This is a genomic window from Marinomonas vulgaris (assembly GCF_018145875.1).
GTDB lineage: Bacteria > Pseudomonadota > Gammaproteobacteria > Pseudomonadales > Marinomonadaceae > Marinomonas > Marinomonas vulgaris.
Window position 1 is genome coordinate 96,403 of the sequence record NZ_JAGSSV010000001.1, and the last position, 11,662, is coordinate 108,064.

The window sequence follows — 11,662 nt, forward strand, 5'->3', positions numbered from 1 at the left end:
CCAATTCTGTTTTTTCTTATTTTTTAACAACACCTATATATCTCAACCTAAACCTCATACCCAGCAGGCTTTTCTGCCACTAATCCAATCGGTTCGAACTCTTGTTGCGCCACGACGGCTTGTTCAAATTCATTTATCCCAAGCCAGAGTTTGGCGTTGCTGGATTCTGCCACTTGATACGCCCAGTTGCTGACGGCAAGTGAGGTGTCTGCATTACAGTGAAAGTAGCCGCTAAGTTCTTGGGTAATGGTTTGGTTGTGGGTCACTAGGTTCTGTTCTTGCCAGTGGGCCCGGTGTATTGGCGCGGCAAGAAAGTCTCGCTTGTTGTTATTGCAGGTACGATGAGCGGCGACAAAATTGTGGCCAAGATCGTTGGCGTAACGAGAGAACGGAATAAAGTGATCCACTTCTACGTCACCTTTCATCGGTTTACGACAGTAAAAGCATTGGTTGGTCTGCAGCTCGATTAACACAGGTTTGGCTTTCGTCAGGGCGTTGCGGTCTACGCCAAATAAGAATTCTTGTAGCTGGCTTTGGCGGCCAATTAATACTTGGTTGTGTTTAATACTTTGGATCTTTTGTAGCCATGCATTTTTTGCAAGATAGACAACAAGGTCGTAAAAGCGCCTAAAACAACTGGCGATGCCCGGATTTAGCCTTATGTATTTGGTTTCTCTGCCTAAGCCAAAAAGCTGATGAGGGTATAAGAAGCATTCTTCTTGTCTGGCCAGTATTTGCAGTCGCCACAATGGGCCCGTTTTAAGTGTGTGCATCGCGGCGGTAAAGGCGGGTTTATAGAGTGGACTTTGCTTGAGTTGGCGCATGTTGCGAATGTTGTTTTGTTGGCATTCAAACAAGACACTGATTACCTTGGATTGTGCACCCGTGTTCTGCTTAAGTAAGGCGCTTTCCCCAGTATGCTCCGCTGAAAACGGCATGGCGTGATGCCAATACAAGCTTAGAAGTTTGTCTGCCAATGCGGGCAGCTTTATCTCTAGTGTGTTGTTATCTGATAAAGGGCTCTGCTCCACGCACACATCGGCGATGGCGTGTAACAGGGCAAATTTATAGGTAGCGCTAAAGTCCCCTTCCACCAGCATCCGCTGTATGTAAGCGATAAAGTCTAGTTGCTGCTGGATGGCGTTGATCATTTGTCTGAAGCCGCTTTGATCAAAGCATTTAGCCAGATTTCATGTTCACGGCCCGGTCGTTGATCGGCACTTTGCCAATGCTTAATTAAGCTGAGCTTGGGGCAGGCGTGGATTAAGTCATTTAATCCATCTTCGTCTAGGTCAGTGAATTCACGCCCATTATCAAACCGTTCGCTTGTGCCATATTTAAACGACACATATAAAACCCCATCGGGTTTTAAGGCATTTTGAAGGTTAATAAAGACCGCAGGAAGCTCGTCTTTCGGGACGTGTAATAAGCTGGCGCAGCACCAAATGCCATGATATTGGTTGACGCTATCCAACTGCTGAAAGGTTTTTACCTCGACGGTTTGTTGCAGATGTTGGCTGGCCAACGCCGCCAGCTCTTCGCTCGCATCAAAAGCACTTACACAAAAGCCTTGTTGTTTGAAATAAGCGGCATCACGAGCGGAACCACAGCCTGCGTCTAGAATGTGACCATTTGCTGGTATATTTGGTAAAAATTCACGATAAAGCGCAGACATGTCAACCTGAAGGGTTGAGTCGCTGAAGTGTTGGGCGTTTTGATTGTAAAACGTAAGCGTTGGATTCGACTTCAAACTGACCGCTCCTTGGTGTCTTTGCTCACTGTGCTGCACACAATAATATCTTTTGAATTAACCTGAGTTTCCCACAGCCTTGTGGTTATTACTATGTCATATGAGCTGACATTTGTAGACAAAAAAACAGTATAAAAAAGGCCTTGGTGCGAACACCAAGGCCTTCAAATAGCAAGGTCATTAAAACCGATTAAAAAGTGTAACCCACGCTCGCCATGAAGGTCAGAGGATCGATGTCAGTCTTGATCGCATCCATACCAGTTACGTGAACGTCTGTGCTGATGTCCATGTACCACAAGGAAGCATTGGCAAACCAGTTGTCTGCTACGTTTACGTCTACACCCACTTGAGCTGCCAAACCGAAAGAGTTATCCAAGCTGATATCATAAGTTGCCAAATCACCTTTGCCTTCTTCATCGAAGAAAATAGTGTAGTTCAAGCCTGCGCCAACATAAGGACGCACCTTGCTGTCAGCTTGACCAAAGTAGTACTGCGCCATGACAGAAGGTGGCAAGTGAGAAACTTCTGCCACTTCTGATCCGCCTAAAGAAACGGAATGAGTGAAAGGTGTCGCCGCTAATACTTCCACACCAAATTGATCGGTTACCATGTAGGTAAGCGTCAAACCAATTTGCGTGTCATTATCCAATTCAAGTTCGCCGCTGGTACCAACCTCATCGCTGCTTTCATTAGGCATAACCGTCGCAAAACCTGCGCGAACAAAAATATCACCGGCATCATGAGCCAAGGCAACGGAAGAACAAAGAGCAGAAATAAGGGCAACAGGAAGTATAGCTTTCATCATCGATTCCTTTTTAGGTCAGTAAGTACGTCTGTGGGGCAAAAGGTATCAGGAAATTTTTGAAAACTATTAACCTAGATCAAGGTTTGATGACAGCCATGTCAGCATCGAAAGACACCAATGGGATAGGTCAAGAAAAGCGTAAAAATCTAAAAATAATACACATTCAATACGAGCCAAAAATACACATTAGTAAACCATTAAAAATATGTAAGTAAACTGTTTTACCATTGTGTAAGAAATCGGTAAGATCGGCGGGTATTTTTTCTGGAAGCTTTTAACATGCCAATACTCATTGCCGTCACACTTTTGTGGGCGTTTTCATTTAGTTTAATTGGGGTTTACCTCGCCGGTCAGGTAGACGCGTGGTTTTCTGTGCTGATGCGTGTCAGCTTAGCCACACTGGTATTTTTGCCCTTTCTAAAATGGCGTCAGATTGAAGCCAATATCGCCATCAAGTTAATGGTGTGTGGCGCTTTGCAGCTTGGCATCATGTATGGGTTTTACTACCAATCTTTCTTGTACTTGTCCGTACCAGAAGTCTTGCTGTTCACTGTGATGACACCGTTATACGTGACTTTAATTAACGACATGCTGGATCGTCGGATCAACATTGGCTTTGCGGTCAGTGCCTTAATCGCTATTTTGGGTGCGGTGGCGATCCGTTACCAAGGGGTCGATGAAGGCTTTATTAAAGGTTTGTTGATTGTACAAGGAGCGAACCTTTGTTTCGCCGCTGGCCAAGTGGGTTACAAGCGCCTTATTGCCAAACAACGACCCGATTTGCCACAGCGTACCGTATTCGGCTGGTTCTTCTTGGGGGCTTTAGCAGTGGTCATTCCTTGCTATTTAGCCCTTGGCAACCCAGACAAACTGCCAACCACGTCTCTGCAGTGGGGCATATTGACCTACTTGGGCGTGGTGGCGTCTGGCTTGGGGTATTTTGCTTGGAACAAGGGCGCGACCTTGGTCAACATTGGCACCTTGGCGGTGGCAAATAATTTGCTGATTCCGGCCGGTATTATTGTCAACGTGGTGTTTTGGAACAGAGATGCCGATATTTTACGCCTCAGCATTGGCGGTGGCATTATTTTACTGGCATTGTGGGTGAACGATAAATTCAACCAGCGACTGAACGCCAAGGCGCAAATCGCCAGTTAACCTGCTCTTTTCTTAGAGTAAATCCACATAAAAGCGCGAACTGATTATCCATCAGATCGCGCTTTTTTTTGTAGATTTTGCTGCTCTATTATTCCACTAGCCAAATACGAAACGCTTTTTTGGCGTCGTTATCGGCTTTTTGAAACCAAAACTGCCCCATTTCAAATTGAATGTTAGACATATCTGGTTCGCTAGATTTATTCTCCATCCATATGCGCAATGCTTTGCGCGTGGCGCTGTCGGATTGGTTGTACCAAAATTTCAACATATCCAACGCCACATCGTCCGTGGTTAACGCCGGAGCAGGCACAGGCCCAGCTTTAACAGGATCTGGCGCCAGAGCCGCTAACTTAGCGACCTCTTCGCGATAATCTCGAGTATTCTGGAAGCCAGACTGCGCCTCTAATGCTTGTTGCTGGTAATTCACCGCTTTGCCCGTGGTATTGTCTAAAATCGTAAATTCAGGCTTTTGCGCGTTCGCTTCCGCTTGTCTTTTATTGGCAATATAAGGGGCTTTAAGTGTCAAGGAGGTGTTTTCTTCAAACTGTAAATTCAACACCACAGGTTCAGATTGAAACTCTTGAGTATCGTCACCGATACGCAATAATTTGTTAAAACGCACCACAATTTGATGCTCACCCGCGTCCACATCGACTTTAAAATCGTTGCCAAATTGTCGCGAGCTTTCTAAGTCGACATACATGATCTCATACGATCTTGGCACGTCGAATGTGGCCGCTACAGCGGGCATGGCCAACACACTCGCGCACAAGGCACTCCATGCTACAAAACGATTTTTCACCTTCATCAAACGCTCCTATCATCCTTTGGAATATGGCAGAAGAATGTAGCATATCGTTTTGTTGAATAAGCCTGCGAAAACAGGCTTAGAAGACGGTTACTTGATTTTGTCTTTTTTCCGAAGGTCGATAGGTTAAAAAGCGGGCATAAAAAAAGGGAGCCGAAGCTCCCCATTTCCCCTCGTAACAGAGACCTCAATGACTATAGGCATTCATCATTTAGGCTAACTGTTACACCACGTTGGCACCGTGATTGAGCGATGAGACGACCCCATCCGCTGCAATGTTCTTTGATAATTCAGACATTATAAACAGCTCATTGAGCAGTGCAATAGATAACTGACCGATCGTACAGTTTTTTTACTCTTATGAAGAAATAGGTGAAGGAGAAGTCGACACCCGATTTCGGCCTTTCTTTTTTGATTGGTAAAGAGCGTCGTCAGCGCGCTTGAGTACTACCTCTGGCGACTCCCCCGCCGACGAAAACGCCACCCCAATACTGACTGTCACACTGACGTCTATGTCTTGTTTCTTTTTGGGATCAAACACTTCGACCAGTGCTTCTTCAATATTTATTCTTAAATCATCGAGGGTTTCTTTCGCCTGCGCTAATCCTTTGCCTCGAAACACCACAGTGAACTCTTCGCCACCATAACGAAACGCTTTGCCAGCGCCAGAAAAATGCATCAATTGATAAGCCACATTTTTAAGTACCTTGTCTCCCATGTCGTGACCATAGGTGTCGTTAAACTTCTTAAAATGGTCTACGTCGACCATGGCAAGAGCGTACTCTTTGGGTAAGCCAACCAAATGCTCGTTTAAAGCGCGCCGACCGGGGAGTTTCGTCATGTCGTCCACGTACGCCATGCGATGGCTTTCGAGTAGTAAAAACCAAACCCACAGTAAAAATTGCGCCGACAAAAGGGTATCAAACTGCACCGAAGAGGAGGCAAAATGACTGATGATCAGCAGGCTTAATATGCTGATCAAGCCGCTAGCTCGAAAAGCATCACCACTTAACCACCAAGCCGTGCCAATGGTGCCCACGCTGATCAGCAAGGCCGCACCAAGCAGTACATTAGACCAAGTGTATGAGGTATATAGAAAAGTCGCGTCCAAGAAGGCAAAAGACACCCAGCCGCGCTCAATCGCATAACACCAGGTAATCAGCATGGAAATAAATAAGCCACGGTTTATCGCGTAGCGATTAAAAAAGCCCCGTTCAGGAATCAGCCCAAGCAAGGCAATACAGCAACAAGACACCACCAAATACGCGGTGAAAGACGCCGCCTGACCAAACTCGCCATGCAGTTTGGGTACCAATAAGAGGCACACCAAAATCAGCACTCGGCCTTTGTTAAAATGCCAGGCTAGCAAGATCGCAATGCCTGCCAGTATAAAGGGCATAAAAGGCAATAGACTAAACCACAAAGGCGGCAACAAGCCGACGTACAAGCTTCCATAAACACTCAGCAGTAAAATACAACAGGGTACAAACAAGGAGCCTAAGCGTTCACTCATAGAAGATAATATCCGTCGAATCATTCGATTAAATAGGGTAAGTCGTTCATGTTACGACAAAACATAATCAAGGGGAAACGTCCATCAAATGGCCTTTTTTGGTGATAAACCAGCATAAATGTCAGGCTCTGGAATCTGTCAAGAAGAAGCTAATGCTTTTAGGTATCACTGTAGAAAATGGAACGAATATGCCTTTTACACGTCAATATAGGCGTAAAAAATGGGGTAAATACATGCAGCTTTCTCGATAACCTATTAAACTGACGTTTGTTTGAGGATAATGATACAAATTTTTTACTTTAACGGTTTTGCCTACGGGTCACCTCGCGGGCAAGACCGGCAAAAAATATAACTCTTTTGATTTGTGGTTGTTTATGGAAAATAAAATACTCTGGATTGTTTCTATCGCGTTGATATTCATTTTGTGGATAAAAGCGGGACCCTTAAAAGACGAGCAAGAAACGCCCCAAAATGTGCCCAAACAAAGTACAAATCAAGAAAAGACCAAATCAATAGGCACAGTTCAAGCCAATAAAGTCGAAAAGAACAAAACACAGCCCGCTGAGCAAGACTCAGGAGATGCCACAGCGGATGAGAAAAAATACTATAAATCGCATCCTGTTAACAAAAACACCCCCGACTTTACGGCTATTACCGATGTAAAAGCTCGCAAAAAGGCCTTTTTTGATTTTTTAACGCCATTTGTAAATGAAAAAAACAGTTTAATTTTAAAAGATCGTGAGCGACTGTCCGCTTTATTAAAGAGCAACAAAGCACTGTCGGCTAAGAATAAGAAATGGGTCTCTATGTTGCGTAAAGACCATAGATTGGATGTTCTTGAGTCGTACACAAAAGACGATTTAAACGCGCTACTTAACCGTATGGATATCATCCCTGTATCGCTTGTTTTAGCTCAAGCTGCCAATGAATCGGCTTGGGGAACATCACGTTTCGCCACTCAAGGTAATAATTTCTTTGGGCAATGGTGTTTCCGCAAGGGATGTGGCTTGGTGCCAGAGTCAAGAGACAGCGATGCCGACCATGAAGTGCGTAAATTCAATGACGCACGAGAGTCCGTCTTCGCTTATATCGATAATCTAAACACCAATGCCGCATACAAAAAGCTGCGGGCGATTCGATTAGACATGCGTAGCAACAAACAAACTATCTCCGGCTTAGCACTTGTGCATGGTTTAGAACATTACTCAGAACGTGGACAAGCCTATGTGGAAGAAATCGAAGGGCTTATCAACTACAACAAGTTATGGCGCTTCAATCGTAACCCACCTACTGCAGAGTCACAGCCTGCACAGTAATGCACACACCTTGCGTTAAAAGAATATGCATTAAATACCCGTTATTGTTACGAAATTCCTTTTTCTGGGGGGTAGCTAAGCGCTAGCCCCTTCTTTACAATACTCTGGTATTTTTTTCCCACTCATAGAACGAGGAAATTCAATTGGCCCGTTTACCTGTTATTGTTGGCTTTGGCGGAATCAATTCGGCTGGTCGTACTTCTTCACATCAAGCATATCGTCGAATTGTTTTTGATCTTCTGCCGAACGCCATTCAGCAGGATGTTTTATTGGATCTTGCCACTATTACCAATACGGCCGAACATAAAAATGGCCTTTGGTACACTCGCAGTGGCGAAGCATTAGACGCCGCCTCGTTAGTCGATAGCATTGGCGAGTCTTTATTGGCTCGTACCCTTATCCGTCGTATTCATCCCGACCTATTCGATGTTGATCATGTTGTCTTACACAAATCTACCTCCCTGCATTCCGACAACCCAGATGAAAAGCTCAGCTTCACCATAAAAACGCGCTCTTTACCCAGCGATCGTCCGACTAATTGGCAGGTGACAGCTCTGTCTGACACCCTAAGCCAGGTCGAAGTTGACGGCACACTAGAAGCCTTTATCAAAGACACACGTTCTTTGTCAGTTAAGGCAGCAGGGCAATTACCGACAGGCTTTGATCCGTCTAAGCTTTACCAGAGCCGTAACCATCCCCGCGGCTTACAGATGACGGTCTACGGCGCGTCAGATGCGATTAAAAGCAGTGGCATCGATTGGGAAACCATTCGTAGCAAGGTCGCCCCTGATCAGATGGCTGTGTACGCAGCGAACTCAATCGGTCAAATGGACGATCTTGGGTTTGGCGGCATGCTCAAATCGGCTTTAATGGGCAAACGCACGACATCGAAACATTTACCATTGGGCTATGCTCAAATGCCAGCCGACTTTGTAAACGCTTACTTACTTGGCAGTGTTGGTAATGTAGGCACTTCTATTGGTGCTTGCGCCACTTATTTTTTCAATTTAGAAAAAGCCGTAGAAGGCATCAAATCGGGTAAATTCCGTGTTGCCATGGTGGGTGGCAGCGATGCGCCTATCACGCCAGAGATCATCGAAGGTTTTCGAACCATGGGCGCATTGGCAGAAGACACAGCTCTTTTGGCGCTGGATCAAATAACCAACCAAGCCGAACCTGACCACACACGAAGTTGTCGCCCTTTTGCCCATAACTGTGGTTTTACTATTGGTGAGTCCAGCCAATGGACCTTGCTTATGGACGATGCCTTAGCCATCGAGTTGGGTGCACAAATTTTTGGCGCCATCCCAGTAGTGTTCGCTCACGCTGACGGCCATAAAAAATCCATTTCAGCACCGGGTATTGGCAACTATTTGACCATGAGCAAGGCCATGGCTTACCTACAAAACATCATTGGTAACGAAGGTTTAACCCAGCGCACCTTTATTCAAGCCCATGGCACCAGCACGCCACAGAATCGCATCACGGAATCTCACGTGCTGAGCAAAGCTGCCACGAGTTTTGGTGCCACTGATATACCAGTTGTGGCGATGAAAGCATTTCTTGGTCATTCTCAAGGCACCGCCGGTGGCGATCAGCTGCATTTGTCTCTAGGCGTCTGGAAGGATGGCATATTGCCCGGTATTACTACCTCTCATGCCATTGCTGACGACGTTTACCAGGATGGTTTGTCTTTCCAACTTAAGCACCAAAATTATGGCAAGGACTATTTTGATGCCGCTCTACTGAACTCTAAAGGTTTTGGTGGTAACAACGCCACAGCGGTTTTGCTGTCGCCCAAACAAGCAATGACCATGCTAAGCAAACGCTACAGCAGCGAACAGATGAGCGAATATCAGGCTAAAAACACAGCCGTCGTTGCCACAGCAGAGGAGTATAACCAAGCCATGATACGAGGCGAAATGCTGCCTGTGTATAAGTTTGGCTTTAATGTTTTAGGCGGAGAAGAACTCACCATTACCGACAAGGAAATTCATCTGCCAGGTTACGAACTTGCAGTGAACATTGATGTGGAAAATGAGTTTCAAGATCTGAAATAATCGCACCGTATCGCAAAACGAAAACCAACGTCTGACAATCTGTTCATTCGTTGGTTTTTTTGTTTTAACTTTTAAAAATTAGCCGAGAAGAAGGCCATAAAGGCAAGATTATCGCTGCCAATAGCGCACTAATGGCACCAAACGACAGCAGATAAAGAGCATCGGAGCTATTCATATTTAAATGCACCGCAATGAAAACAAAATTAGGCAATACGGCAAACAGCCAAGTCCCTATTACTAAGAAAAAACCACCAGCAGATGATTTACCCCTTGTTTTCACTAACAGCCAAGCCGAAAAGAACACATACACAAAGGCAGCACAAGCGACCAGCAAGACAATATTTACAGGGGGTTGGCTTAATCCATCTCCTAATAAGGAGCCTGCAGACAAGGACGCTGGCATAGATGCATACCAAGCCACACCCACTGCCAACTGCAAAAAGAAAACCAATAAAATTGCCTTCATATTTATCTTGTTCACACTCACTCCCGCGTTGCTTGTTAATCCTCGACTAGACCGTTTTATTAACTTGCTTGATACAATTCTTTGACTAAATTACGCAATTTAGAACGCCATGGGCGCTGTTTAATACCAAAATGATTAAACACTCTCCGGCACGATAAAGACTGTCTGCGCATCACCATAACTTCCTGAGCTTCTGGGAATTCATCACCAATTGCTTCCACTTCCACTTGTGCCTTAGGATCGAATTGGTTTGAGGTAGCCACAATGGCTTCCACTAAACGCAACCAACTGATTTCTTCCGCACAACAATAGTGGTAAACACCCGTATTTTGAGCGCCATAATGACCTTGATTCACCATGGATAAAATCACTCGAACCAAATCAGACACTGGCGTTGGACTGCCGATCAGATCATCTTTGTAAGCAAGGTTTACGCCATCCTGAATCAAACCAAGGGTTCGACAAACAAAGTCGTCCCCCTTACCGCTAAACAACCAGCCCGTGCGCAATACGATATTTTGTGGCTGCGCTAGCACCAAAGTCTCAGCCTCAATCAATGCTTGCGCATAAGGCTCTGTGCTATCGGGTGTGTCGGTTTCACTGTAAGGTGCGCCCTTATCACCCGCGAAGACTCTTGCACTACTGAGCATAATCAAGGGGGCTTTTTCTTGTTCACTCAAATAGCGCAAAGTAGACAGCAGTTTTCTGTAATCACTTTGTAGAGCATGACGCAGGCTCAAAGCATCAATGATCACATCAAATTCCATGGCTTCCAGTTCCGCTCGACGGCTTTCGTTCAATAACAAGGCTTCATCTGGGCACAACCATTCAAATTCTGTTTTGTTTTTGGACAACGCCAGTAACGACGACCCTACTTCTGTACCGCTTCCTAGAAGAAGAATACGAATCGGATCATTAATATTTTTTGTCATGTTCAAAATAAGACCTCATTCCACTTAGGAAACACTCTTAATAGATTATCATACGTCTGAGCAGCAACCTGTTCGACGCTTTCGCCTCGAATTTCAGCCACACTTTGTGCAACCAAAGGAATCGACAGCGGCGTGTTGAGCTGACCCTGAAACCCACTCAGCGGCATATCAGGGGAATCGGTTTCCAATACAAAAGCCGAATGATGCAGGGCCGCTAAAACGCGCTGGGCTTTTTGAGCTCTTGGATAGGTAATAGTACCACCAACACCAAGCACAAAACCAAGATCTACAAAACGTTCCGCTTGCACCAAGCTGCCGTTAAAAGCATGAATAACGCCGCCCGACTTAAATCCAGTCTCTCGTAAACATTTCAACACCAAGTCATAACTTTTACGAGCATGGACAATTATTGGTAAAGATAAGGCTTTTGCCACTTGGAGCTGGCGACGGAAATAATCCATTTGCACCTTAATCTCGAACGCTCCAGGCCAACAGTCGATGCCGATCTCGCCAACGGCAATCGCCCCATAATGCTCACATTGGTCGCCCAGACATTCAATCTGATCCAAAGTAGCGCTCGTTAAAAAGTACGGATGCAGACCATAAGCCACTCGCCAAGATGAATACTGCTTTGCTAAGGTGGCGAGCCGTGACCAACGGTGAAACTCAGTCGCAGGAACCAAAAATTCAGCGACCCCTCTCTCATAGCAACGGGACATGAGTTCATCTCGCTGAACATCAAACACGTTAAAATCAAGGTGACAATGGCTATCAATAAACATACACAAAAGACTACAGGATTTACGCAAAGATGCGATGAATTATAAACAGACGGACAAAAAAAAGCCGCGCTA

The 11,662-nt window shown here is 45.4% G+C and carries 11 protein-coding genes; 3 read left to right on the plus strand and 8 right to left on the minus strand.

The features are described 5' to 3' along the window. Nucleotides 1-47: 47 nt before the first annotated feature. From J9B83_RS00435 to J9B83_RS00445, 3 genes are all read right to left on the minus strand, one after another. Nucleotides 48-1,151, minus strand: coding sequence for an HNH endonuclease (locus J9B83_RS00435; protein ID WP_211534699.1), 1,104 nt, complete (start codon nt 1,149-1,151; stop codon nt 48-50). Then, nucleotides 1,148-1,750: a class I SAM-dependent methyltransferase gene (locus tag J9B83_RS00440; RefSeq protein ID WP_211534700.1), complete on the minus strand. Its 603-nt coding sequence runs from the start codon at nt 1,748-1,750 to the stop codon at nt 1,148-1,150. The genes J9B83_RS00435 and J9B83_RS00440 overlap by 4 nt, the downstream gene beginning before the upstream one ends. Before the next feature lie 190 nt (nt 1,751-1,940). Next, nucleotides 1,941-2,552 carry an OmpW family outer membrane protein gene (locus J9B83_RS00445; protein ID WP_211534701.1) on the minus strand — a complete coding sequence of 204 codons (612 nt, stop codon included), beginning with the start codon at nt 2,550-2,552 and terminating at the stop codon, nt 1,941-1,943. 282 nt (nt 2,553-2,834) lie between these two features. Here J9B83_RS00445 and J9B83_RS00450 point away from each other — a divergent pair, with 282 nt between their 5' ends. Next, nucleotides 2,835-3,713, plus strand: a complete 879-nt coding sequence (locus J9B83_RS00450) for a carboxylate/amino acid/amine transporter (protein ID WP_211534702.1) — start codon at nt 2,835-2,837, stop codon at nt 3,711-3,713. An 88-nt stretch (nt 3,714-3,801) separates the two neighbouring features. Here the strand turns inward: J9B83_RS00450 and J9B83_RS00455 are convergent, their stop codons facing one another. Both J9B83_RS00455 and J9B83_RS00460 read right to left on the minus strand, forming a co-directional pair. After that, the gene (locus J9B83_RS00455) at nt 3,802-4,521 is read right to left on the minus strand and encodes a YccT family protein (RefSeq protein ID WP_211534703.1); all 720 of its coding nucleotides are present in this window, start codon (nt 4,519-4,521) and stop codon (nt 3,802-3,804) included. 358 nt (nt 4,522-4,879) lie between these two features. Then, the gene (locus tag J9B83_RS00460) at nt 4,880-6,034 is read right to left on the minus strand and encodes a GGDEF domain-containing protein (RefSeq protein WP_211534704.1); all 1,155 of its coding nucleotides are present in this window, start codon (nt 6,032-6,034) and stop codon (nt 4,880-4,882) included. Nucleotides 6,035-6,408: 374 nt separating this feature from the next. Here J9B83_RS00460 and J9B83_RS00465 point away from each other — a divergent pair, with 374 nt between their 5' ends. Beyond that, complete coding sequence (locus J9B83_RS00465) at nt 6,409-7,350, plus strand: glucosaminidase domain-containing protein (RefSeq protein WP_211534705.1); 942 nt, start codon at nt 6,409-6,411, stop codon at nt 7,348-7,350. A 143-nt stretch (nt 7,351-7,493) separates the two neighbouring features. Next, nucleotides 7,494-9,410: a beta-ketoacyl synthase gene (locus tag J9B83_RS00470; RefSeq protein WP_211534706.1), complete on the plus strand. Its 1,917-nt coding sequence runs from the start codon at nt 7,494-7,496 to the stop codon at nt 9,408-9,410. Nucleotides 9,411-9,474: 64 nt separating this feature from the next. Here J9B83_RS00470 and J9B83_RS00475 read toward each other — a convergent pair whose 3' ends face one another. Genes J9B83_RS00475 through J9B83_RS00485 form a run of 3 tightly spaced genes read right to left on the minus strand, consistent with a single transcriptional unit; the run spans nt 9,475 to nt 11,590 of the window. Further along, nucleotides 9,475-9,891, minus strand: a complete 417-nt coding sequence (locus tag J9B83_RS00475) for a hypothetical protein (RefSeq protein ID WP_211534707.1) — start codon at nt 9,889-9,891, stop codon at nt 9,475-9,477. 44 nt (nt 9,892-9,935) lie between these two features. Then, the gene (locus tag J9B83_RS00480) at nt 9,936-10,808 is read right to left on the minus strand and encodes an SDR family oxidoreductase (protein WP_236037028.1); all 873 of its coding nucleotides are present in this window, start codon (nt 10,806-10,808) and stop codon (nt 9,936-9,938) included. A 2-nt stretch (nt 10,809-10,810) separates the two neighbouring features. Next, complete coding sequence (locus J9B83_RS00485; protein WP_211534709.1) at nt 10,811-11,590, minus strand: TatD family hydrolase; 780 nt, start codon at nt 11,588-11,590, stop codon at nt 10,811-10,813. Between the last annotated feature and the right edge of the window lie 72 nt (nt 11,591-11,662).

Bases quoted from the DNA above. Each gene is read 5' to 3' on its own strand.
- J9B83_RS00445 (WP_211534701.1), bottom strand. From the start codon at position 2,552: ATGAAAGCTATACTTCCTGTTGCCCTTATTTCTGCTCTTTGTTCTTCC.
- J9B83_RS00455 (WP_211534703.1), bottom strand. From the start codon at position 4,521: ATGAAGGTGAAAAATCGTTTTGTAGCATGGAGTGCCTTGTGCGCGAGT.
- J9B83_RS00460 (WP_211534704.1), bottom strand. From the start codon at position 6,034: ATGAGTGAACGCTTAGGCTCCTTGTTTGTACCCTGTTGTATTTTACTG.
- J9B83_RS00480 (WP_236037028.1), bottom strand. From the start codon at position 10,808: ATGACAAAAAATATTAATGATCCGATTCGTATTCTTCTTCTAGGAAGC.
- J9B83_RS00435 (WP_211534699.1), bottom strand. From the start codon at position 1,151: ATGATCAACGCCATCCAGCAGCAACTAGACTTTATCGCTTACATACAG.
- J9B83_RS00485 (WP_211534709.1), bottom strand. From the start codon at position 11,590: ATGTTTATTGATAGCCATTGTCACCTTGATTTTAACGTGTTTGATGTT.
- J9B83_RS00450 (WP_211534702.1), top strand. From the start codon at position 2,835: ATGCCAATACTCATTGCCGTCACACTTTTGTGGGCGTTTTCATTTAGT.
- J9B83_RS00465 (WP_211534705.1), top strand. From the start codon at position 6,409: ATGGAAAATAAAATACTCTGGATTGTTTCTATCGCGTTGATATTCATT.